The organism is Pseudomonas sp. GW822-FHT06D10, from assembly GCF_058799535.1.
On the sequence record NZ_JBXALN010000007.1, the window covers coordinates 242,797 to 265,166 of the forward strand.

Annotated in this window: 18 protein-coding genes; 5 read left to right on the plus strand and 13 right to left on the minus strand. The window is 65.0% G+C overall.

Translation table 11 applies throughout. From position 1 onward, the window contains the following. The first annotated feature begins 45 nt into the window (after positions 1–45). Positions 46–1,128, plus strand: coding sequence for a dienelactone hydrolase family protein (locus AC1RL5_RS23880; protein ID WP_093409682.1), 1,083 nt, complete (start codon positions 46–48; stop codon positions 1,126–1,128). A gap of 33 nt (positions 1,129–1,161) precedes the next feature. Here AC1RL5_RS23880 and nirK read toward each other — a convergent pair whose 3' ends face one another. The 7 genes from nirK to AC1RL5_RS23915 all read right to left on the minus strand — a co-directional run bounded on the left by nirK (position 1,162) and on the right by AC1RL5_RS23915 (position 12,590). Next, entirely contained in the window at positions 1,162–2,250 is a 1,089-nt protein-coding gene (gene nirK, locus AC1RL5_RS23885; RefSeq protein ID WP_011063717.1) for a copper-containing nitrite reductase, read from the minus strand. 113 nt (positions 2,251–2,363) lie between these two features. After that, positions 2,364–3,182 carry a YfaP family protein gene (locus tag AC1RL5_RS23890; protein WP_015637188.1) on the minus strand — a complete coding sequence of 273 codons (819 nt, stop codon included), beginning with the start codon at positions 3,180–3,182 and terminating at the stop codon, positions 2,364–2,366. A 3-nt stretch (positions 3,183–3,185) separates the two neighbouring features. Then, entirely contained in the window at positions 3,186–4,829 is a 1,644-nt protein-coding gene (locus AC1RL5_RS23895) for a DUF2300 domain-containing protein (protein ID WP_011063719.1), read from the minus strand. Position 4,830: 1 nt separating this feature from the next. Next, entirely contained in the window at positions 4,831–9,408 is a 4,578-nt protein-coding gene (locus AC1RL5_RS23900) for an alpha-2-macroglobulin family protein (protein ID WP_072452879.1), read from the minus strand. Next, positions 9,405–10,064: a DUF1175 domain-containing protein gene (locus AC1RL5_RS23905; RefSeq protein WP_015637191.1), complete on the minus strand. Its 660-nt coding sequence runs from the start codon at positions 10,062–10,064 to the stop codon at positions 9,405–9,407. The genes AC1RL5_RS23900 and AC1RL5_RS23905 overlap by 4 nt, the downstream gene beginning before the upstream one ends. Next, a complete protein-coding gene (locus AC1RL5_RS23910; protein WP_015637192.1) occupies positions 10,049–11,761 on the minus strand; it encodes a DUF2138 domain-containing protein in 1,713 nt (570 codons plus the stop codon). The genes AC1RL5_RS23905 and AC1RL5_RS23910 overlap by 16 nt, the downstream gene beginning before the upstream one ends. Before the next feature lie 37 nt (positions 11,762–11,798). Then, positions 11,799–12,590, minus strand: coding sequence for a YfaP family protein (locus tag AC1RL5_RS23915; RefSeq protein WP_019092777.1), 792 nt, complete (start codon positions 12,588–12,590; stop codon positions 11,799–11,801). 367 nt (positions 12,591–12,957) lie between these two features. Here AC1RL5_RS23915 and AC1RL5_RS23920 point away from each other — a divergent pair, with 367 nt between their 5' ends. From AC1RL5_RS23920 to AC1RL5_RS23935, 4 genes are all read left to right on the plus strand, one after another. After that, positions 12,958–13,200 carry an exodeoxyribonuclease VII small subunit gene (locus AC1RL5_RS23920; RefSeq protein WP_011063724.1) on the plus strand — a complete coding sequence of 81 codons (243 nt, stop codon included), beginning with the start codon at positions 12,958–12,960 and terminating at the stop codon, positions 13,198–13,200. Continuing rightward, positions 13,197–14,084, plus strand: a complete 888-nt coding sequence (ispA, locus tag AC1RL5_RS23925) for a (2E,6E)-farnesyl diphosphate synthase (RefSeq protein WP_011063725.1) — start codon at positions 13,197–13,199, stop codon at positions 14,082–14,084. The genes AC1RL5_RS23920 and ispA overlap by 4 nt, the downstream gene beginning before the upstream one ends. Positions 14,085–14,196: 112 nt before the next feature. Further along, a complete protein-coding gene (dxs, locus tag AC1RL5_RS23930; RefSeq protein ID WP_011063726.1) occupies positions 14,197–16,098 on the plus strand; it encodes a 1-deoxy-D-xylulose-5-phosphate synthase in 1,902 nt (633 codons plus the stop codon). A gap of 120 nt (positions 16,099–16,218) precedes the next feature. Further along, positions 16,219–18,111 (plus strand): TonB-dependent receptor plug domain-containing protein, encoded by a 1,893-nt coding sequence (locus AC1RL5_RS23935; protein WP_492590129.1) that lies wholly within the window; start codon positions 16,219–16,221, stop codon positions 18,109–18,111. 68 nt (positions 18,112–18,179) lie between these two features. On the opposite strand, the gene AC1RL5_RS23940 is transcribed toward AC1RL5_RS23935, so the two are convergent. From AC1RL5_RS23940 to thiL, 6 genes are all read right to left on the minus strand, one after another. Beyond that, complete coding sequence (locus AC1RL5_RS23940; protein WP_011063728.1) at positions 18,180–18,977, minus strand: cobalamin-binding protein; 798 nt, start codon at positions 18,975–18,977, stop codon at positions 18,180–18,182. Next, positions 18,977–19,396 carry a hypothetical protein gene (locus tag AC1RL5_RS23945; protein ID WP_011063729.1) on the minus strand — a complete coding sequence of 140 codons (420 nt, stop codon included), beginning with the start codon at positions 19,394–19,396 and terminating at the stop codon, positions 18,977–18,979. Before AC1RL5_RS23945 ends, AC1RL5_RS23940 begins: the two co-directional genes overlap by 1 nt. Beyond that, positions 19,393–20,010, minus strand: coding sequence for a GTP cyclohydrolase II (gene ribA / locus AC1RL5_RS23950; RefSeq protein ID WP_011063730.1), 618 nt, complete (start codon positions 20,008–20,010; stop codon positions 19,393–19,395). Before ribA ends, AC1RL5_RS23945 begins: the two co-directional genes overlap by 4 nt. 128 nt (positions 20,011–20,138) lie before the next feature. Beyond that, positions 20,139–20,882, minus strand: coding sequence for a substrate-binding periplasmic protein (locus tag AC1RL5_RS23955; RefSeq protein ID WP_015637198.1), 744 nt, complete (start codon positions 20,880–20,882; stop codon positions 20,139–20,141). Between the two features lie 10 nt (positions 20,883–20,892). Then, complete coding sequence (locus AC1RL5_RS23960; RefSeq protein ID WP_011063732.1) at positions 20,893–21,396, minus strand: phosphatidylglycerophosphatase A family protein; 504 nt, start codon at positions 21,394–21,396, stop codon at positions 20,893–20,895. Continuing rightward, on the minus strand, positions 21,393–22,358 hold the full coding sequence (gene thiL, locus AC1RL5_RS23965; protein WP_072452873.1) for a thiamine-phosphate kinase: 966 nt from the start codon (positions 22,356–22,358) through the stop codon (positions 21,393–21,395). The genes AC1RL5_RS23960 and thiL overlap by 4 nt, the downstream gene beginning before the upstream one ends. Positions 22,359–22,370 lie beyond the last annotated feature (12 nt).

The following is a 22,370-nucleotide window of genomic DNA, read 5'->3' on the forward strand; positions in this document are numbered from 1 at the left end:
GGGCAACGGCCCGGGACCTCCTTCACTGAAAAAGGACTCTCAGTCATGTCGTTGCCGGCCGCAGTACGCCTGCCCCTGTCATTTATCTCGCTGTTCAGCGCTCTCAGCCTCAGCAGTTCCTGGGCCCATGCCGATGCGCAACAGGACGTCGCCAAGGGGCGCTGGCAAGGCCTGGCCGGCATGGCCAACCTGTACCTGGACGAAGCCACGCCAGCGGATTTCATCGAGGCCGGGGACAATGAGAAGAGCCAGCACGACAACTACGCCGGCGCCCTCGCCTACTACCTGACCGCTGCCCGCCTCGACCCAAAGAATGCCTACGCCTCCTACCAGGCCGCCGGCAGCCTGGCGGCCATGGACAAGAACAAGCGCGCCGCCGAATACCTCGACCAGGCCCGCGAGCGTGGCTTCTGGCAGCTGGTGCTGCTCAAGGAAGACGACGAACTGGAATCGTTGCAGCAGGACCCGGCCTACAAGAAGCTGTTGCAGGCCGCCGAGAAGAACTACCCGGCCAAGGCCAGGGATGCGGGCCTTGCGGCCTTCAGCATTCCCCAGGGCAAGGCCCCGAGCAAGGGCTGGCCGGTAGTGGTCTGGCTGTCGGGGTTCGGTACCGAAGGCAGCGACGGCATCGACATGCGCACGGACCTTGTGGGGGGAAAAGCCGTGCTGGTGGGCATCAACGGCACTCTCAAGCGCGACGAGCACCAATTCATGTGGCAGCAGCATTCGGTAGCACCGACCGAAGAAGCGGTCAGCGCAGCGCTGAAGAAACTGGAAAAGCAGACCCGTATCGATCGCTCGCGCATCGTCCTGATGGGTTTCTCCCAAGGTGCCGAGCACGCCTCGCACCTGATCGCCGAGTACCCGCAGCATTACAGCGGCGCGCTGCTGCTGTCACCCGGCGGCTACCGGATTCCCTTCGGCGAAACCAAGGCCCGGGACAAGCGCATCGTCATCGTCCATGGCGCCAAGGAGCACGAGAGCAACCAGAAGCTCACCGCCGCCACGCAACAGGCCCTGGAACCCGGCAACCAGGTCCAGAGCCATGAGCATGAGCAAGGCCATACCTTCCAGGACGACTGGCGCCAGGTGTATCCGGGCTACCTGAAGTTCGCCCTGAACCTCTGATGCCAGGTGCCGGGGCTTGAGCCCCGGCTGCTATCACTTGGCCGGAGTCATGGGCCCGGGGGCCTTTACCTGGGTCATCAGGTCATCGTCCCACTGCCCCTCGACCTTGACCTGAGCCAGAGCCCCCAACTCCATGGCCTCGATCAGGTTGTGGTTGAGGTACACGTAGGTGCCCGGCTGCTTGAAGGTGTAGAGCGCCGCCAGGGCCGAACCGCCGGGGATGAACCAGGTCTCCAGGTTGCGTTGCGGGGCGTTGGCGAACTTGCCGGTGGTCCAGACCCAGTCGCCATGGCCGCCGATCAGGTGCGGACGGCTGTCGCGGTTGGCCTGGGAGTGGATGAACAGCACGCTTTCGCCGACCTTGGCGGTCAGGGCGTTGGCTCCGGTCAAGGCGCCGACACGGCCGTTGAACACCACGTGGCTCGGGGTCAGGGTACGCATCACTTCACGGGTGTCCTGGTAGCTGGAGGCCAGGTCCGGGTAGCTCTTGTAATGCCCGTCCTTGTCCTTGGGGATGTACAGGTCGAACTCGCCGATGGTGTAGGCCCGGTCATAGTGCAAGGGCTTGCCGGCAGGGTCCTGCAAGCCTTCGCGCGGCAGCACCATCAAGGTCCCGCTCATGCCCGAAACCACGTGCCAGGGCACCATGCCCGGCGGCGCGCAGTGATAGACGAAGGTCCCGCTGCGGTCAGCCTTGAAACGCAGCACCACTTCCTGCCCCGGCAGCACCTGGGTCAGGGCCGCACCGCCCAGGGCACCGGTGGCCGCATGGAAGTCGATGTTGTGGGGCATGCTGTTGCTGGCCGGATTGCTCAGGGTCAGCTCAACGTAGTCGCCCTCGTGCACCACCAGGGTCGGCCCCGGCATGGAGCCGTTGAAGGTCATGGCCTGCAGGGTGGTGCCCTGATCGTCCACCACCATCTTTTTCTCTTCCACGTTCATTCGGAACTGCACGACCTTTGGCGGCCCGCTGACAGCCTGCTCATGAGCATGCACCTGGGGCGGCGCCACCAGGTCCACCTTGACCCGCTGCAAACCGTCGGCGCCCGCGGCCAACACCAGGCTGGAGGCACAGCTTCCGGCCACTACACAGCACTTCAACCACGATTGAAAAGCACCCATGTTCTGCATTTCCCTGCCAATGAATGGTGATTCATTGCAAGGCAAACACCGGGGGCCCGTATTGTCTCAGGGCAATGAACGGATGGCCGGGAAAGCGCATCCGTTGAGCCCGGTCATGGATAACTGAAACTGCGCACCAGGGTCAGTTCCCCGGGGGCGCGCATCGGCACCACAAAGGTCTCGCTCTTTTCATCCGGCGTACCTTCCTCGGTAATCACTGTGACCTGGGCGGTGGTCAGGGGCTGCACGGCATTTTCCTGGCCGCCGTCTTCATCGTCGTCACTGCGATAACCGCCACCGTAGTAGTTCACATAGACCAGGTACTGGCCCTTGAGCGGCGCCGGCATGGAGAAGATCTCCGGGCCGTAGCCCGTGGTCACGTCCACATCCAGGGTCGCGCCGTTCGGAGCCACGCGGTCGCCGTACCAGATGTGCGCGCCGTCCGGGGTTACCAGGTGCAGGTCGAGGTCGGTATTGTCGCTGTCCCAGGACAGCAGCACGCGCAACTTGGGCGGGGTCACGCCACCGCCGGTGTTGAGAAACTGCACGCGCTTGCGCTGCTGGCCATCCGGGCTGCGCACTTCGACGCTGTTGCTGCCGTTGGGGAAGGCGTACGGCCGGTCGAAGCTGCCTTGCTCATCGAACTTGAGCGGCATGCTGACGCCATTGACGATCAGCTTGCCGGGCTCTTTGTTCGCCTTGGGCGCACCCTTGATCTGCCCGCGAATACGCGCGGTATCGGCCTGGCCCTGGGGGGTATTCACCGAGGAGGCCGGGTAGTTGACCTCCTGAATGTACTGTTCACCATCCATGGCTCGAGTGCGCCAGCCGCCCTTGGGGGTGTCGAGCTGGATGCCGCTGTCGGCCAGGGCCATGGGCAGGCTGAACATTCCACAAAGGAACAGGAGGACCGGGGGAGCAGGAAGTTTCATGGCCTATTCCAATAAAAGATGACGGGCGAGCCCTTCGATGTAGGTTTCATCCTGGCCGTTGGGATGAGCTTCAAAGGCCAGGTGCAGGTATTCGTGAGTCAGGTCGAGGCGGTCTTGCAGCGAGAGCACGCCCCGCACATAGATGCGTTGCCGTTCACGGTCGACGTAGGGCCGGCCGAAACTCAGGCGGCACACGGCGAACTGGCTGATTTCGTTGTAGCCGATCTCTTGCTCCAGCGGTTGGCGCCAGCGCCGGCGCTGCTGCAGCAGCCACTCCTGGGCCGCCGGCAAGGGTTCGCAGGAGGCCACGGGGTTGTCCCAGCGGCTGAGGCTGGCCCGGGGATAGGCGTGCAGCAGGATGGCGTCGTAGCGTTGCCCGGACCGGGCCTGCTCCACGGCCTGTTGCCAGGACAGTTTGTCCGGCGCCTTCAGGTCCGAGTGATAGGTGACTTGAGTGCCGGCCAGCACCAGGTCGCTGGTCCAGGCGGCTATGGCCCGGGCCTGGGCAGTGGCCGGGCGCGGCGCGACCCGCTGGCGGTTGCTGCTGTCGTCGATGCTCAGGCATTCGCCGCTGCGCCCGGCGTTCTGCAACAGGTAGGTACGGATGGCCACGGCCAGCGCCTTGGCGGCCTCCACTGGCTCACTGGTGGCTTCGCGCTGCAGTACCCGAGCGACATATTCCTCACGGTCCAGGCGCGCCACCAGTCGCTGGGCCGCAGGGTCTTGCTGCAGGAACAGCTCGCCGGCGCTGTGGATATCCAGCTGGTTGCCGTTGGCAAACTCCACCCGGTAATCCCCTTGCAAGGCACCCGGTTTAGCCGGCTGGCCGCCCTGGCTGACGCTTCTGAGCGGGTAGCGGGAAAACAGGCTGACCTCCACACAGCGGCCTTTATCCACAGGCGGGTTGTCCGGCAGTTCCTGGTTCAGGGCCTGGGCGTAGTCCTTCAACACCCGTTGGCTGGTGCCACGCCCGCCCACCCACAGAGGTGTGCCATCCACCAGCCAGCCGGCAAAACCACCCTGGCGCGATTGCGGGTCCTGATCCGCCAGCCAGCTCCAGGTCTTGACCCGCAAGCGCCCGCCCAAGGCGCCCACTACAGCGCCGTCGGCGGCATTGAGCACCACATCCAGCAGCACGCGCCGGGCCGTGTCCCGGGCCGGCAACAGCGCCAGCACCTGCAGCAGTTCCGCTACCGGGACCCGGGTCTGGGGCTGCAGCTGGTTGAGGTCCTGCAACCAGTCGGGAGCGTTGCGGGCCTGCCAGTAATGGCGCCAGTCAGCGGCGGACAGTTGCAAGCGCTGGGGCTCGAAATACAAACCGCAGGAACGTACCAGCGCCTGATCACGGGCGATGCTGGCGCCCACCGCACAGCAGTAGACCTCTTCCTTGGACTTGCCCTGGCAGGCATAGGCCGGCTCCTGGGCGCCGGTGTCCACCAGCCAGGCGTAGACAAAGAGTTTCCAGACACTGCCCAGGGGCGCTTGCAGATCCTTGGGCAACGGCTCGCGAGACAGAACCTGGGTCTTGCTCAGGCTCACCAGCTCACTGTCCGGGGCGGTTTTCCAGGCCAGGCGCAGAGGCTCGTCCTGGGCCGTCACCCACCCAGGAAGCAAACACAGACATAGCCAGGCCCAGCACCGCACCATGTTATTTGACCGTGACCTGACCCAGGGCCGGGGTGCGTTCCTGAGCCTGATGCTCCGGTGCGTACACCTGGTAGAAACGTGCCGGCGGCAGATTGAACTGGCCTTTCTGGGAGAAGCGAACCAGATGGCGCAGGCGCACTTCGCTGCCGTCGTTCAACGCATCCAGCGGCACCGCGTAGCTCATCTGCCCAGGTTCGGAACGAGCCTTCTCCAGGGACGCCGCCTCCGTACCGGCCGGGCCGGCCAGCTTGATGCCCCAGGTGGTGCGCTCGACATCGGCACCCGGCGGCAGCGGCACTTCCAGCATGCCGTACAGCAGCGGCCGGTTGCCTTCGTTGGCGATGATCACTTCGTCCAGGTACAGGCCGTCACTGGCGATCGGCTTGTTGCCCACCGGTTCCAGCTTGAAGGTGAAGGCTTCGTCCCCCGGCACCAGGCGCAACAGGCGGCGGGTGATGTTCACCGGCGACGGCGTGCCCATGTCCAGCTTGCTCAGGTAGCTCACCGACGCCCGCAGCGGACGTTCCGGCACAGAGCCCAGGGCCAGTACCGTCGGCACCTGCGCCCCTTGCCACTGCCAGTAGCTTTCACCGCTGGCGCCCTGGCGCTGTTGCCAGCCCTGCCCCGGGTTCAAGGCCACCGCCGGGGTCGACTGGGCGATGCTGCGCTGCAGCCAGGTCAGGGCCAGGGCCCGTTCCAGGGTCGATTGCGACGGCAGCAGGCGTTGCAGCAAGGCACGCGCCGCGCCTTGGTCGAACGGTTTGAGCGACAGGCTCAGGGCCTGGGTGAACGGCTGGGAGCTGATATCCAATTGCTGCTGCGCCGCTTCCAGTTGGGCGACGAACGCCGCGGGTGGCGTGACCTTGGCATCCCGCGCCAGGGCCGCGGCCAGCACCCGGGCGCTGGCCAGGCCGAGGGCCGAATCCGGATCGTCCATCACCAGACTGTCGCTGCCGTTGTCCTGCATGCTGGCTGCCGGGCCGCTACCGGCCTTGGCCAGGTCGTCCATCAGGCCGCTGACCAGGGTGTTGATCGGCAGTTTCATTTCACGGGCGAACGACAGGATCAGCGCCCGTTGCAGCAACGGCGTATTGCCAGCCTGCTTGGCGTAGACCTCCAGCACCCGCTGCCAGTGCTCCGGCGGCAGGTTCAGGTCCAGCACCTTGCTCGCATTCCAGTCGGCGTAATAGGCGTAGGCGGTGAGGAAGGCATCCGGCTCGGCATCTTCGCCCCACCAGGTGAATGCCGCTTCCGGCCCGGCCATGTGCACCAGGCGCAGACGGCTGTTCTGCATCATCAGCCGCAGCCGGTCGCGGATCTGCGGATTGCTGGCCAGCGCCGGGTAGGCAACGCTCAACGGCAGCAACTGGCTGGCGGTCTGTTCGACGCCGCCATACGGGTATTCCAGCAGGTCATCCAGGGCCGAACGGAACAGCGCTTGCGGGCTGTCGTCCAGGCGCAGGCGAATGTCCGCAGCATCGGCCGGCAGGCCCAGCGGCGTGCTGATGGTGACCACGTCCAGGCTCTGGGTCTGCACGCTCTGCCAGCCGGCCGCACTGCTCACCAGGCGCACCGCCAGGGCATCCACGGTCTTGCCGCCCTGCACCAGCTCGGCGCTCCACTCGCCATTGCCCGGGGCAATGGCCGGCAGCGCCACATAGTTGATGCCGCTGTTGAGGGTCAGCGGCAGGCGCTGGGACTCCCCGGCGTAATGGATCACCAGTTCGGCCTTGGTGGGTTGTTCGGACTGGCTGAAGGCGAATACCCCCAGGTCCGGCTTGTCACCCGTGCGGAAGCGGGTCGGACCGCTCCACTTCAGGTACAGGGCCTTGTCGGAACGCACGAACTGCTTTTTCTGCCCCACTTGGCCATCATCAGCGATGGCCCGGGCAGTGATGCGCCAGCGGGTCAGGGAATCCGGCATGCGGAAGGTGAAACGCGCCTTGCCGCTACCGTCGGTGACCAGCTCAGGCTGCCAGGCAGCGGTGTCGACGTCTTCGCGCCGCGGACGCTCCAGTACCTTGACCCCGCGTTCGCTGCGGTTGGCCTTGCCCGGGGCGGTGGGGCTGCCCGGCAGGGCCACGTCGTAGCTGATGAACGACAGGCTGGCGCTGGTGCGCACATTGTTGCGCCGCGGGTGGTAGAAGAACTGGTCGATGCTCGGCGCCACTTCCGGTTGCAGGGCGTAGACCATTTCGTCCACCACGCTGACCGTCAGGTGTGCGGGCACCGGCTTGCCGGCGAACTGGGTAGACAGGTCGACGGTGACCATGTCACCCGGCTGGTATTTGTCCTTGTCGGTATGGATGGCCACATCGATCTGCGGCGTCAGCACCTTGATCCCGGCGTTCTGGAAGCTGTACTCGCCGCCCTTGGTGTAGAGCACGGAAAAGGTCAGGTTCGGCGCAAAGCCGTCCTTCACCGGCACCCGGGCGCGGTATTGGGTGGGGCTGAGTTTTTCCACCTTGAGCCAATCGCCGCCCTTGGACAGCAGCGCCGTGGCCTCGACCTTGTCCCGCTCCAGGGACAGCAGGGCGTCGTTGATCGGCTCCGGGAAGGTGATCAGCGCCAGGGCTTCGTCACCAGCCTTGTACTCGGGCTTGTCGAGGACGATTTCCACGGTGCCCGGCACCGCTTTCACGCCCTCGCCAGTGACCGAGTGGCTGGTGCCGCCCAGTACACGATCGTGCTCGTCGCGCAGGGTCAGGTTGTAGGTACCGGGGCGCTCGAAGGCCAGGGCGAAACCGCTGTCGGCGGCAGCCAGCTTGCCCTCGCCGGTGGACTGGTCCTCCATGCGCACCCAACCGTAGCGGCTCGGCTTGACGTTCTTGCTCTGCTCGCTGGTGTTCTGGTTGGCGTAGCTGAACTGCACCTTGTCGCCGGCCGCGCTGAAACGCTGCGGCGCGCTGAGGCTGAAGCTCGCCGCGCCACGCTCGATGAGGATTTCCTTGGTGGTCTTGACCCGATACGCAGCGCCATCACTGGCGAATACGGTGAGCATGTAGCGGCTGGGCTTGTCCGCCGCCGGCAGGTCGAGGGTCGCACTGCCCTTGGAATCGGTGGTCAGTTCGGCGCTGGTCAACTCCACCGGGAACTGGCCCATGTACTGCAGTTCGTTGTCCACCATGGACAGCTGCTGGGCCCGCAGGCTCAGTTGCAGGCGAGCGTTGGCCACCGGTTTGCCGTCGGGGTAGAGCAGTACCAGGTTGCCCTTCACCGGCTCGCCGGTCTTGAAGTCCGGCTTGGCCAGGGCCAGGGAAACTTCAAAGTGCGGCTTGATGTACTCGGCCACGCGGAAGGCACTGCTGTAGACCTGGCCCTTGTAGCCAAAACGCAGTTCATAACCACCGGCCACGGCATTTTCCGGCAGTTGGAAGCGGCCCTGGGTGCCGGACTTGGAGTCCAGGTTCAGGGTCATGTTCTGCAGGGCGGTGCCGGCGGCATCCAGCACGCTGACGTTCACCGTGCCGGCACCCGGCTGTACCGAGTCCCGGGCGTTCTTGAACTCGCGACCGACGATCTTCAGCGATACCCAGTCCCCCGGGCGATACAGCGGCCGGTCGGTGAAGGCATACAGTTTGGTGTCGTAGATTTCGCTGTCGTAATAGAAGTTCTCGGAGACGAACACCCCGCCTTCCTGGTCTTCGCCGATCACGTAGGAGCGCTCGGGACTGACGTGCTTGAGGCGCACCAGGCCCTGTTCGTCGGTGGCGCCGCTGTTCATCACGCCGAGGCCGTCGGTCCACAGCACATTGACCTTGGGCACCGAGTTGCCTTCATGCTTGCCCGCGGCCCAGACCAGCAGTTCGTCGCCGGCGATCTTGCTCACCGCCACGGTGTTGGAAACAAAGACCATGGTGGTGGCGCGGTACTTGCCCACCAGGGCCTCCACCAGGTACAGGCCGGGCTTGAGCTGCCCCAGCGGGATGTAGACGTTGCCCGGGGCGACGGTGATGAACTGGCTGGAGGAACCGGACAGGTTTACCCCGGCCGGCGGCTGGATCGGCTTGGCCTGCCACAGCGGATAACGGAACTGGGTCACCAGAGGCAGCCCCGGGATCAGGGCGAATTGCGGCTGGGCGTCATACGGCGTCGGCGCCAGCATGGAGTTGCCCACCTTCAGTTCCGGCACCTCTTCGGTGACCTGCTTGCGTGACTCGTAGGAGAAGGCGCGCTGCATCACCCGGCGGGATTTGCGGTACCAGTTGTCCCACAGGTAGGCCAGGGTGTTGGACAGGCCCTCGCCCTTGAACTGGCCGTCGCTGACCACCCGGTGCAGGTTCTTCTGGCGCTTGAGAAAGTCCAGCGGCTGGTCGATCCGGTACACCCGGATGTCCGCGCCGCCATAGGGCTCCATGCGAAAGCGCCGGTAGTCACGGCCCGGGGCTTCGAGGCGCACCATGGCCTGTTCGTCGCTGGCGAAACTGCTGTCGGCCAGGAGGAAGAAACTCTCGCCGGAGACCGCCGCATAGTCGCTGGGCGGCACCGAGTCTTCGGCGTTGACCAGGGCCACGGGGGTGAGCAGGGTCAAGGCCAGGGTCAGGCGAAACAGAAAACGGGACATACGGGATTCGCTCATTGGGTGAGGAAGTTCAGTCGATAGATGCCGATGAAGTTGGGGTTGGCTGAGTCGGGTATCCATCGAGTGTCCTTCCATGTCATCAGTTGCTGCACGCTAGCCGAGCGCATGCCGTTGTCGGTGGGAGTGGTGGTGCCGGTGTGATAGGCGATGTTGCGGCCCATCCAGATCATCAGGTGCTGGTCGTCGCCCTGGTCGAAGAACAACAGGTCACCGGGGCGCGCCTGCCCCAGGTCACGGCTCACCAGATGGCTGTTGAACTGGATCAGCTTGATGGCATTGACGTAGGGCCCGGTCTGGCCGCCGCCCTGCTGCCACTGCTGGGCCAGGCCGCGCTGGCCTTCGCTCAGTTGCAGCTCCGGCGGCAGGTAGCGATTGGACATGCCGTTGGCCCGCAGCCATTTGTTGTCGTGGACCTTGAGCGCTTCGTTGGCGGCAAAGCGCACCAGGCCCGCGCAGTCCTGCTGGTACCAGCGCGGGCTCGGGCCCTGGCTCAACTGCTCCTGGGCGATGCGCACGAACCAGGCACGGAACACCTGGGACTGCTGCACGTCCAGGGGCGGAGCCTGGGTCGCGCCCACGGCGCTGCTCAGCAACAAGGCCAACAGGCCAAGGCTGCTCAGACCTTTGCGCAGTGCACTCACAGGGCACGCCATTGCAGAGGCAGCCATTGCCAGTGACCGTCGGGCTCGCTGCCTTCGGGCAGGGTCAGGGCGTACTTGCCATAACCGCCGAGGGTACGCAGCTTGGGCACCAAGTAGGTTTGCGCGGCGTTGTTGAACACCGGCTCCATGTCCTGGGGCAGGCTGTCGAAGGTTTCCTGCTGGATCAGCTGGGCCAGGGACTGCGGGCCCAGGTACACCGGCATCAGTGCATCCTTGGGCACCACGTCCGCCAGGGGCGGGAAGCGCTTGTCCAGGGTGCCCAGGGCCTTGCTCACAAGCTTGTCATCCAGGGAGAACACCAAGGTCGAGCCATGGCGGGCCAGGCTGACCTGCATGAAGGCGCGACCGGTGATGGTTTGCGGGTCCTTGGCTTCCTTGGCCGGGTACTGGCCGAAGTTGGAACTGACCTGGCGCTGCCACTGGTGCACGTCGCCGTTCTGCTGCTCGACCACCGGGAAGATGCGCTCCGCCACCTTGCTTTCCCGGGTGCCGACCATGGAGCCGAACAGCTTGCCCAGGTCCGCATCGAGCTTGGCATTGTCCTTGTCCTTGAGGCTGGCCACCAGCAGCGGTGTGTACAGCCGCGAGTCGGCGTACCAGCACAGGCCGGCGGTCCCGGCCATGTGCTCGGTCAGGGTGGTGGCCACCGCTTCTTCGGCGCCCAGCTTGACCAGCAACGGCTTCTGCTGCTCCGCCGCCAGGGGCAAGGCTACGCAGGCGCTGGCGCCCATGGGCATGGCCTGCCAGATCGGCTTGAAGTCGAACGCCGGCTGGTTGTCCTGCTCTTGCATGGCCAGGTAGCTGTGCCAGCCCTTGTCGTCCATGTCGAAGCGCAGGCCGGCGAAGTTGGGGATAAAGCGCTGGTAACCCATGGCCAGAACGCTGGAATTGACTGCCAGCCGCTGCTGCACTTCAGGCTTGCGCGCTTCCAGGCCAAAGGCCTCGGGGAACAGTTTGTCGCCGTTGAGCAGGGCCTCCAGGGCGGTGGTGGACACCGCACCATGCTCGTCGTCGGCGCCGGTGGCGGGGTCATACAGCTTGGCGGGGTTGGACAGCACCACCAGCTTGTCGCCGTGGGAGGCGAATGCCAGGGACCGGCTGGCGTTGTAATTCAACTGGTACAGGGTCACCGCATCGCCACCGACCTTCAGGTCCGCCAGCTTGCTCAACTGGGTGTCATCCAGGGCCACCTTGGCCAGGGGCTCCAGCAGCTTGGCCAGGCCGCCGCGGTCCATCACCAGCAGGAAGTCCTTGAGACGCCCGTCGGCGCCGCGCCACAGCGCCACGTCGGCCGGCTGGTCGAACAACTGCTCGATCAGGTTGTCCTGCAGCTTCAGGTCATGCTCGTAGATGATCCGCCGCAGGCTGCCGATCAGGCCCAGGCGGTCGGCGTGGGTCTGGTAATAGAAGACGAAATCCTCGGTCAGGGTTTCCTTGAGGAAAGGCACTGCCAGCAGGTCCTTGGGCAACTGCGCCAGGGAATGGGTTTCCAGCAGCCCATCGGGGCGGCTCAGGCCCAGCTTGTCGCCGGCCAGCTCCGCCACCGGAGTCTTGGGCTTGCAGCCCACGCCGGTGACCGCGGCCGCCACCAGGCACAGGCCCATGACCAGGACCGGCCAGCGCCGCTTGCTGGCGGGTTGTTCAGTACCGGGCACGCCGGCTGCCGGGGATGCTGTGTTTTCGCTCATGATTCACAAAGCCCAATTCATCCGTGGTGCGGGATGTTCAATAGTTGAAAGACTTGACCAGCAACAGGTCGCCGATGGCCCGCATGGGCACGATAAAGGTCTCGCGTTTCTCATCGACGGTGTTTTCGTTAAGGATCAGGTTGATCTGCGAGGTGATCACCTCGTTCTGATTGCTGCCTTCGTCGAAGTTGTATCCGCCGCTGCCGAAGTTGCCCCAGTAGTTCACGTAGATCAGGTAGGTGCCCCGCAGCGGTGCGGTCATGGTGAACATTTCCGGGCCCGGGCCATCGACGCCGTCCGGGTCCAGGCCGCCGCCATTGGTCAGGCCGGGGTGGCCGAAGAAGGCGTGCTGACCGTCGGGGGTAATGATGTGCATGTCCAGCTCGGCCTTGGGATCATCCCAGCCCAGCACTACGCGAATGCGCGGTGGAGTCTTGTTCAGGTTGGCTTCATAGAACTGCACGCGCTTGAGGGACTTGCCCTCGGAGCTGCGCACTTCGACGCTGTTGGAGCCGGCACCGAACGCATAGGGCCGGGCAAAACGGCCCTGCTCGTCGGTATAGAGATTCAACGGGTTGCCGTTGACCGACAGGCTGTGGGGCTGGCGCAAATGGCCAATGGCCTTGAGCTGGCCTTCGATCAGGGTGCGGTTGCGCTGGATGCCGCGGTCGATGGGCGGCGTCGGATAGGCCACGCGATCCTGCTCGGTGCGGTCCAGCAGGCCGGAATAACGCCAGCCGGCCAGGGGTTCCTGCAGCTCGGCAGAAGGCTCGGCGAATGCCGGCCCGGCCAGCAGCAAGGTCAGCAGAAGGGAGGATAGAGCGCGCATGTAATGCGTCCTGCCATGCATGGGAAAACCCTGGCGCCAGATCCTCGGCGCGGCTGCAAATATTCAGAAAGAGTGCCCGGCAACAAAGGGCGTTGGAAAGGCCGCAGATTAGCGACTTGGCGCCTGTTGCACAATTGCCGGAAAAGGAATTTGCGAGGGAATCGGCAATGCCCTGACCCCCCCGCAACAAGTGCCATTACAGCGCCATCACCCCCTTCAATCCCGGGAGCAATGCGCGTCGTGAAAACCCCTGCCCCCCTACCCCAACGCCCCCCGCCCGAAGCCCGCCAGCGGGCGCTTCTCATTTGCCCGAAACCCCGCTGTCTGCTAGTGTCGCGCCGGTTTAACGTCAACCGGGATAGCCGCCATGGCCCGCAAAAAAGCTGCCTTAGATTTCGAACAATCCCTCGCCGACCTGCAAACCCTGGTCGAGCGTCTGGAGAACGGCGAGCTGTCGCTGGAAGACTCGTTGACCGCCTTCGAGCAAGGCATCGGCCTGACCCGCGATTGCCAGGCGGCCCTGGCCCAGGCCGAGCAGAAGGTGCAGATCCTCCTGGAGCGCGATGGCGAGCTGGCGGAACAGCCCTTCGATGCGGAACAGCCGGAATGATTACCGCCTATCAGGCCTCCAGCCAGGCCCGCGTCGACGCTGCAATGCACACCCTGTTCACCGCCCCTAGCCCCGAACTTGCCCGCCTCTATGAAGCCATGCGCTACAGCGTGATGAATGGCGGCAAGCGCGTGCGCCCGCTGCTGGCCTACGCCGCCTGCGAGGCCCTGGGCGGCAAGCCCGAGCAAGCCAACGGCGCCGCCTGCGCGGTGGAGCTGATCCACGCCTATTCCCTGGTGCACGATGACCTGCCGGCCATGGACGATGACGACCTGCGCCGCGGCCAGCCCACTACCCACAAGGCTTTCGATGAAGCCTGCGCGATCCTCGCCGGCGACGGCCTGCAGAGCCTGGCCTTCAGCGCCCTGCTGGACCCGGCCCTGAGCGACGCCAGCGCCGAGATCCGCCTGCGCATGGTCACCACCCTGGCCCAGGCCGCGGGCCCGGCGGGCATGGTCGGCGGCCAGGCCATCGACCTCGGCTCCGTGGGGCTCAAGCTGGACCAGCAGGCCCTGGAATACATGCATCGGCACAAGACCGGGGCACTGATCGAAGCCAGCGTGATCCTTGGCGCCCTGGCCAGCGGCCGGGCCGAAAAGGGCGAGCTCAAGGCCCTGCAAACCTACGCTCAGGCCATTGGCCTGGCGTTCCAGGTGCAGGACGACATTCTCGATGTCGAAAGCGATACCGCCACCCTGGGCAAGCGCCAGGGCGCCGATATCGCCCGGGACAAGCCGACCTACCCGGCCTTGCTGGGCCTGGCCGCAGCCAAGGAGTACGCCCTGGAACTGCGCGACCAGGCGCTGCATGCCCTGCGTCCGTTTGACGCAGCGGCCGAGCCGCTGCGCGAGCTGGCGCGCTATATCGTCGAACGCCGCAGCTGATCGGCGGTCCGTAGCAGGACCGCATATCGGCCAAGTTCGGCGCTCTGCGTGGGCAGCTTGCGATGCATAAGGTAAACTGCCGCCTCTTTCTATACCTATAACGATTCGCCTGATGCCCACGACGTTTCATGAGATTCCCCGCAAACGCCCGACCACGCCGCTGCTCGACCGCGCCCAGACGCCGGACGGCCTGCGCCGGTTAGGCGAAGCCGAGCTGGAAACCCTGGCCGATGAGTTGCGCCTGGAATTGCTCTACACGGTCGGCCAGACCGGCGGGCACTTCGGTGCCGGCCTCGGGGTCATCGAGCTGACCATCGCGTTGCATTACGTGTTCGACACCCCGGACGACCGGCTGGTGTGGGACGTGGGTCACCAGGCGTATCCGCACAAGATCCTCACCGGGCGCCGTGAGCAGATGGCCAGCCTGCGCCAGAAAGACGGCCTGGCCGCCTTCCCGCGGCGCTCCGAGAGCGAGTACGACACCTTCGGCGTCGGCCACTCCAGTACCTCCATCAGCGCTGCCCTGGGCATGGCCATCGCCGCACGCCTGCAGAACAGCGAGCGCAAGGCCATCGCCGTGATCGGCGACGGCGCCCTGACCGCGGGCATGGCCTTCGAGGCCCTGAACCACGCGCCGGAAGTGGACGCCAACATGCTGGTGATCCTCAACGACAACGACATGTCGATCTCGCGCAATGTCGGCGGGCTGTCCAACTACCTGGCCAAGATTCTCTCCAGCCGCACCTACGCCAGCATGCGCGAAGGCAGCAAGAAAGTGCTGTCGCGCCTGCCCGGGGCCTGGGAAATCGCTCGCCGCACCGAAGAATACGCCAAGGGCATGCTGGTCCCCGGCACCCTGTTCGAAGAACTGGGCTGGAACTACATCGGCCCCATCGACGGCCATGACCTGCCGACCCTGATCGCCACCCTGCGCAACATGCGCGACCTCAAGGGCCCGCAGTTCCTGCATGTGGTGACCAAGAAGGGCAAGGGCTTCGCCCCGGCGGAGGTCGACCCGATCGGCTACCACGCGATTACCAAGCTGGAACCCCTGGACGCCCCGGCGGCCGCGCCGAAAAAGGCCGGCGGGCCGAAGTATTCAGGTGTGTTCGGCGAATGGCTGTGCGACATGGCCGCCGCCGACCCGCGCCTGGTGGGCATCACCCCGGCGATGAAGGAAGGTTCGGACCTGGTGGCCTTCAGCGAGCGTTTCCCGCTGCGCTACTTCGACGTGGCAATTGCCGAGCAGCATGCCGTGACCCTGGCGGCCGGCATGGCCTGCGAGGGCGCCAAGCCGGTGGTGGCGATCTATTCGACCTTCCTCCAGCGCGGCTATGACCAACTGATCCACGATGTGGCGGTACAGAACCTCGACGTGCTGTTCGCCATCGACCGCGCCGGCCTGGTGGGCGAAGACGGCCCGACCCACGCCGGCAGCTTCGACCTCTCCTACCTGCGTTGCATCCCCGGCATGCTGGTGATGACCCCGAGCGACGAGAACGAGCTGCGCATGATGCTCAGCACCGGGCACCTGTACAACGGCCCTGCGGCCGTGCGCTACCCACGCGGCACCGGCCCCAACGCACCGATCGACAAGAGCCTGGAACCGATCGAGATCGGCAAGGGCGTGATCCGCCGCCAGGGCAGGCAAGTGGCCCTGCTGGTGTTCGGCGTGCAACTGGCCGAAGCCCTGCAAGTGGCCGAGAAACTCGACGCCACGGTGGTCGACATGCGCTTCGTCAAGCCACTGGATGAAGCCCTGGTACGCGAGATCGCCAGCAGCCACGAACTGCTGGTGACCATCGAGGAAAACGCCATCATGGGTGGCGCCGGCGGTGCGGTCAGCGAATACCTGGCACGGGAAAACATCCTCAAGCCGATCCTCCACCTGGGCTTGCCGGACGCCTACGTCGAGCACGCCAAACCGGCGCAGATGCTCGCCGAGTGCGGCCTCGACGAAGCCGGCATCGAGGCCTCGGTGCGCCAGCGCCTGGCGCTGCTGGGCCTGGCTTGATCCACAACGGCCAGCTGTAGCCGCTGTTGCACGCCCGCCATGCGGGCGTCGCTTTTTGGCCTTCACTGTGCAGCCTCTCCCACTTTGCGGCAAAGGCCGAGCCGCGCCAACGGAATAGCCATGAAACTCTCTCGCCTGGCCCTGCCGCTTTGCCTTTTGCCCTGCGCCGAACTCTTTGCCGACACCCCCGACCGCGATCAGGCCCTGAAACTGCCCGAAATGCTGATCAGCGCCAACCGCCAGGTAGAAGCGCGCAATGACAGCAGCGCCGCCAACACCGTGTTCACCCGGGAAGACATCGACCGCCTGCAACCCACCAGCCTCACCGACCTGCTGCAGCGGGTGCCGGGGGTGCAGGTAGCCCAGGGCGGCGGGCGCGGCAACCTGCCGAATATCTTCATCCGCGGCACCAACTCGGCCCAGAGCCTGGTGCTGGTGGACGGCCAGCGCATCAGCAGCTCATCGAGCGGCGACAGTAACCTGCAGTTCATCAGTATCGAGCAGATAGAAAGGGTGGAAGTACTGCGTGGCTCGCGCTCAGTGATCTATGGCAGCGACGCCATTGGCGGGGTGATCCAGATCTTCACCCGACGCGGAGCGGACTCGGGGCTCCATGGGCGCATGCGCGTCGCCGCTGGCGGCAACCAGACCTGGGAGCGCAGCCTGGGACTGTCCGGTGGAGATCAACAGACACGCTTCAGCCTCGGCGCCAACCTGGATGAAACCGCCGGGATCGACTGGACCCACGAATCGTTCCCCAGCGATGCCGACCATGATGGTTACCGCAACAAGTCGTTGAGCTTCACCCTCAGCCATGCGCTGAACGATGACCTGGAGGTGGGCCTCAACCTGCTGGATAACCGTGGTCGCACGCGCTATGACAACCCCTTTGGGCGCTACGACTCAAGCTACGACGTCTTCGCCCAGGATCCTTACACCGACTTCAGTGTCAGCAGCGTCAACGGCTATCTCGATGCGCACATCAATGATTACTGGACGTCGCGAGTAGAGCTGGGGCATAGCGAGAACCGCGACCTCAAGCGCGACAAACTCAGTGACGAACGAAACGTATTCAATACCTACCGGGACTCGCTGAACTGGCAGAACGATCTGCGCCTGGACGAACACAACAGCCTGATCCTCGGCGCTGACTGGTACGAAGACCGGCTCAATACCAGCCCGGCGCGATTTGCCGAAGACAGCCGCTGGAACCGGGCGGCCTTCATTCAGCACCGCTTTCGCGGTGACAGTTTCTCCACCGAGCTGGGTCTGCGCCGCGACCAGAACCAGCAATATGGCAGCCAGAACACCTGGAGCGGCACCTTTACCCTGCCGCTCAACCCGGACAATGACTTGCTGCTCTCCTATAGCGAAGGTTTCCGGGCGCCCAACTTCAGCGACCTGTATTACCCCGGCTTCAGCAACCCCGACCTCAAGCCGGAACACTCCAAGAGCTATGAATTGCAGTGGCGTAACCAGCTGACGCAAAGCACTCGCCTGGAGACCTCGATCTTCCGCACCGATATCAAGGACGCAATCATTTATGACCGCATAGCCCAACGCCCGGAAAACGTTGGCGCAGCGAGAATAAACGGTTTCGAAGCGGCCCTGAAACAGGAACTGTTCGGCTGGCAGACCAGCATCGGCACCGCGATCATTGATCCGCGCAATCGCAAGGATGGCCATCAACTGCCGCGCCGTGCCCGCCGCACCTTGAATCTGGATCTAGACCGGCAGTTCGACCGATTGGCGCTAGGTGCCAGTTGGCAACTGGTGAGCAAGAGCCGTGAAGACTTGAGCACGAAAAAGCAGGTCCCGATTGGCGGCTACGGCCTGCTCGGACTGCGAAGCAGTTGGGCGATCAATCAGGAAGTGAAGCTGGACCTGAAACTCGACAACATCTTCGACAAGTCCTATAGCCGCGCGCTCTACGAGTACAACGGCAACGACTATGGCTACCCCAGCGAAGGCCGTACCTGGATGCTCGGCGTGACCTGGACGCCTGAGCTGTAAGATCCGCCGCCTTCGCCGGCAAGCCGGCGCCTACAGGTCCCTAGGGCAAGGCCTGCCGGTGAAGGGGCTCAGCGCTCAGGTGCGATCAAGGCACAGAGCCTGGCCGTCGCGGCAATCATCTGCCCGCTGGGCCGCTCCAGGCCCTTGTCCCTTACCAGCAGCAACCGCCCTTGCCGCACCGCCGCGACCTGCGGCCAGTCCTTCCAGGCATCCAGTTGTCCCTGGGCGGTGGCGAGGATCGCCTGCGGATTGCGCTGCAACACCGACTCGATACTGACCTGGGGCGCCGGCAGTTGCTGGTCGGCAAACACATTGCGCGCGCCGCAGACACTCAAGGCTTCGCTGATGATCTGCCCACCACCCACGGTGTACAGCGGCTGGTCCCAGACCTGATAGAACACCGGCAACGGCGGTTCGCGGTGATAGCGGACGCGCAATGCAGCCAGTTGCCCGTTCAACTCGGCGGCCAGCTCGCGGCCGGCCGCCGGGCGACCCAGGCGCTCGCCGATCTCGGCAATCTGCGCGGTCAGTTGCGGGAAGTCATGGGGTTCGGCAACCAGGGTGGGGATCCCCAGGCGCGCCAGTTGATCGCGCTGGGCCGGGCCGACACTGCCCGGCCAGAGCAACAGCAGATCAGGCTTGAGGCTCAGCAAGCGCTCGATATCCAGCTGGCCGTAGCGCCCCACCGAAGGCAGGTCCTTGAGCGGCGCGGGCCGTTCACCGGCATCCAGCACGCCCACCAGCAGCTCGGCGGCCCCCAGCTCTACAACGATTTCCGAGAGCGATGGTGCAAGACTCACCACCCGCTGCGCCGCCAGCGCCGGAACACTGGCCAGCAGGCACAGGACCGCCAGCCAGCGCAGCATCAGCCCAGTTGACGCGGAATGCGATAGAGGTAGAACAGCACCGCCGTGGACACCGCCAGAAGCATCAGCGGCACCGCTTCCAGGCCGACGAACACCGCCAGGGTGCCGATCCAGGCCGGCAGCGACGCCGCCAGGAACGCCACCCGCCGGCTGGCCGCAAGGTTGATCCAGGCCGCCGGTTCCTCGGGAGTGTCCAGGGCTTTCTGGGTGGCGATCAGGGCGTGCTTGTAGCCGCCGAAGAAGCGCAGGCTGACGAACATCGATGCCACCCCGGCAATGAAGAACGGCATCGCCAGCACCGGCAGGATGGGCTCGCCCTGGCCGAACAGCGCGTTGATCACGAACAACGGCAACAGGCCCAGGGCCAGGTATTGCCACCAACTGACGGTCAGGCGCCGCTTGACTTGGCCCCGGGTCACGCGCGGTCGACCTCGCCCTGGTGCTCGTTGCCCATCATGTGGTCGAGCTTGCTGGCCTTGGTCGCCAGGTAGAGTTTGTTGTGCGGGTTATGGCCGGTGTGCAGCGGTACGCGCTCGGCGACCTGGATCCCCATCTCGGTCAAGGCCTTGACCTTGCGCGGGTTGTTGGTCATCAGGCGCAGGGACTTGACCCCCAGGTGCTCCAGCATCGGCAGGCACATGGCGTAGTCGCGCTGGTCGGCGGCAAAGCCCAGGCGTTCGTTGGCCTCCACGGTGTCGGCGCCACCGTCCTGCAGTTCGTAGGCGCGGATCTTGTTCAAGAGGCCGATACCCCGGCCTTCCTGGCGCAAGTACAGCAACACCCCACGACCTTCGCGGGCGATGGCCTGCAGGGCGGCTTCCAGTTGCGAGCCGCAGTCGCAACGCTGGCTGAACAGTGCATCGCCGGTCAGGCACTCGGAGTGCAGGCGGCCGAGAACCGGAGCGCCGTCGGCGATATCGCCCAGGCTGAGCACCACATGCTCGCGGCCGGTAGCTTCATCGAGAAAACCATGCATGGTGAATTGCGCAAAAGGCGTAGGCAGCTTGCAAGCAGCAACAAAAACGACGGGCACTGTTGTGCTCCTGATCTGTATGAGGACTGGAGATTCGCAGAGGCGGCATTGTAACAGCAGCCTCCACTGGACGCTTAGGCTGAATTATCGGAGATAAAGATCGATAAGTTTGATCAACGCACCGCCGGCTAAGGGCTCCCGTCAAAGGGATAAGGCTGTTTCCAGCGCTCGAAGATCGGCCGCAAACGCCCGGTGCTCACCAGCTGTGCCATGCGCTGGTCGTACAGTTCGCGCATTTCCCGCCCGCGCGGGTTGCTGGCGAACCCCAGGTACAGCGGCAGCTCGGTCAGGTGGGTACGCTTGAACTGGCTCGGATCGGAGGCCTGCCCCAGCACGTAGTCGATCTCGGTCTGGGCATCGATGTAATAGTCGGCGCGGCTGTACAGCAGCATCGGCAGGATGCCGATGCGCCGGCGGATCTCGTTGTAGCGACGGATATTGGGCAGGTAGTCCTGGTACTTGTAGCCGCGCACCCAGACCAGTCGGTAACTGGCGATAGTCGCCAGGCTCAACTCGGGGTTGCTGGCCAGTCCCAGGGCGTAGATGTGATCGGTGTCGTAGTTCCAGTGGGGGTAAAGCACACCCGGCGACTCATCACGGTAGGCACCCATGTGGGCGTCCACTTCGCCGCGCTGTACCAGCCCGACCGAACGGGTATAGGGCACGCTGCAACGTTCGATGGTCACACCCAGCGGCTCGAAGACTTCGCGCAGGATGTCCCAGCCCAGCCCCTCGCCGTTGGCTTCGGTGTAATCGCTCCAGACCTCGCTGGCGATGCGAATGTGCCTGGGCTGCGCCTGCGGCTCCGCGGCCCGAACGCTGCAACAGCTCAAGGCAACCAGCAATACCAGCAGCGCGCGGCACACACCCATGCCTATTTCCTCAGCTGAAGCACCACACCAGCCCTTGCATCGCCAGCCAGGCAAACACCCCGGCGAGGACGTCGTCGAGCATGATGCCGACGCCGCCATGCACATGCCGGTCGATCCAGCGAATCGGCCAGGGCTTGAGAATGTCGAAGAAGCGGAACATCAGGAAACCTGCCAGCAGCCAGTACCAGCCTTCGGGCACCAGCCACAGGGTGATCCACATGCCGACCATTTCATCCCAGACGATGCCTTCATGGTCATGCACTCGCAGATCGTCGGCTACCTTGCCGCACAGCCAGAAGCCGAACAGCATGGTGATGCCGAGCATCAGCCAGTAGCCCCAGTCCGGCAACATCTGCCACAGCGGGATAAAGGGTAGCGCAACCAGCGAACCCCAGGTGCCCGGCGCCTTGGGCAAGGTGCCGGAACCAAAGCCGAAGGCCAGGAAATGCCAGGGGTTGCGCCACACCGACGGCGGTACGAACTCCGCCGGGACCTGTTTGGGATGATCTGTCACTGTGTCTCCGGAAAGTGTTGATAACCCCGGGTGCCGGGGGTGATGTCCTGCCCATCGGCATCCAGCAGGGTCACCCCCTGCCCGGCCACCACTCGCCCGACCACCCGCACTGGCCAGCCGGCCGTCAGTAGCGGCGCCAGTTCGGCCGGTGGCAGGGTGAAGGCCAGGACGTAGTCGTCACCGCCACTCAGGGCCGCGGCGCGAGCGCGCTGCTGGCCGAGAAAGCCCAGCAGCGCCGGCGACAGCGGCAGCTTCTCGACCTCGACCTGCAAACCAACCGCCGAGGCCGTGGCGATATGGCCGCAGTCGGCCAGCAAGCCATCGGAGATGTCCAGCGCCGCCGTGGCCTTGCCCCGCAGCGCCTGGCCCAGGGCCAGTTGCGGTTGCGGCGACCAGTAATGGGCCAGCAGTGGCTCAGCCAGCGCCGGCTCGGCGCTGCGCTGGCCCAGAACCAGCGGCAAGGCGCCGGCGGCGTTGCCCAAGTCACCGCCGACGCACAACAGATCGCCTGCCCGAGCACCGCTGCGGGTCAGGGCCAGGCCGGCAGGTACCCGGCCGAATACCGTCAGGGTCAGGGTCAAGGGGCCGCGGGTGGTATCGCCACCGATCAGGCGCACCCCGCAGTTCTGCGCCATGGCATTCAAGCCTTGGGCATAGGCCTGCAGCCAATCGGTGCTTACCGTCGGCAGGGTCAGGGCAAGGGTAAAGGCCAGTGGCGTGGCGCCCATGGCGGCCAGGTCGCTGACAGCCACCGCCAGGGAGCGTTGACCAAGAAGAAAGGGCTCGCAGGGATCGGCGAAATGCACACCGGCCACCAGGGTGTCGGTGGAAATCGCCAACTGCTCGCCAGGGGCAACTGCCAGCAAGGCGCAGTCGTCGCCGATCCCCAGGGCAACACCCTCGCCGCCCTGCGCACAAGGCGCGGCAGCGAAGAAGTTACGGATCAGCTCAAACTCGCCCATGGCAGCTGCAAG

What these genes read in the sequence shown, in the direction of transcription:
- AC1RL5_RS23895 (WP_011063719.1), bottom strand. Translation starts at nt 4,829, where the DNA reads ATGGTGCGGTGCTGGGCCTGGCTATGTCTGTGTTTGCTTCCTGGGTGG.
- AC1RL5_RS23905 (WP_015637191.1), bottom strand. Translation starts at nt 10,064, where the DNA reads ATGGCGTGCCCTGTGAGTGCACTGCGCAAAGGTCTGAGCAGCCTTGGC.
- AC1RL5_RS23910 (WP_015637192.1), bottom strand. Translation starts at nt 11,761, where the DNA reads ATGAGCGAAAACACAGCATCCCCGGCAGCCGGCGTGCCCGGTACTGAA.
- AC1RL5_RS23940 (WP_011063728.1), bottom strand. Translation starts at nt 18,977, where the DNA reads ATGCTGCGCTGGCTGGCGGTCCTGTGCCTGCTGGCCAGTGTTCCGGCG.
- ispA (WP_011063725.1), top strand. Translation starts at nt 13,197, where the DNA reads ATGATTACCGCCTATCAGGCCTCCAGCCAGGCCCGCGTCGACGCTGCA.
- AC1RL5_RS23900 (WP_072452879.1), bottom strand. Translation starts at nt 9,408, where the DNA reads ATGAGCGAATCCCGTATGTCCCGTTTTCTGTTTCGCCTGACCCTGGCC.
- thiL (WP_072452873.1), bottom strand. Translation starts at nt 22,358, where the DNA reads ATGGGCGAGTTTGAGCTGATCCGTAACTTCTTCGCTGCCGCGCCTTGT.
- AC1RL5_RS23890 (WP_015637188.1), bottom strand. Translation starts at nt 3,182, where the DNA reads ATGAAACTTCCTGCTCCCCCGGTCCTCCTGTTCCTTTGTGGAATGTTC.
- dxs (WP_011063726.1), top strand. Translation starts at nt 14,197, where the DNA reads ATGCCCACGACGTTTCATGAGATTCCCCGCAAACGCCCGACCACGCCG.
- AC1RL5_RS23915 (WP_019092777.1), bottom strand. Translation starts at nt 12,590, where the DNA reads ATGCGCGCTCTATCCTCCCTTCTGCTGACCTTGCTGCTGGCCGGGCCG.
- AC1RL5_RS23920 (WP_011063724.1), top strand. Translation starts at nt 12,958, where the DNA reads ATGGCCCGCAAAAAAGCTGCCTTAGATTTCGAACAATCCCTCGCCGAC.
- AC1RL5_RS23935 (WP_492590129.1), top strand. Translation starts at nt 16,219, where the DNA reads ATGAAACTCTCTCGCCTGGCCCTGCCGCTTTGCCTTTTGCCCTGCGCC.
- nirK (WP_011063717.1), bottom strand. Translation starts at nt 2,250, where the DNA reads ATGGGTGCTTTTCAATCGTGGTTGAAGTGCTGTGTAGTGGCCGGAAGC.
- AC1RL5_RS23955 (WP_015637198.1), bottom strand. Translation starts at nt 20,882, where the DNA reads ATGGGTGTGTGCCGCGCGCTGCTGGTATTGCTGGTTGCCTTGAGCTGT.
- AC1RL5_RS23880 (WP_093409682.1), top strand. Translation starts at nt 46, where the DNA reads ATGTCGTTGCCGGCCGCAGTACGCCTGCCCCTGTCATTTATCTCGCTG.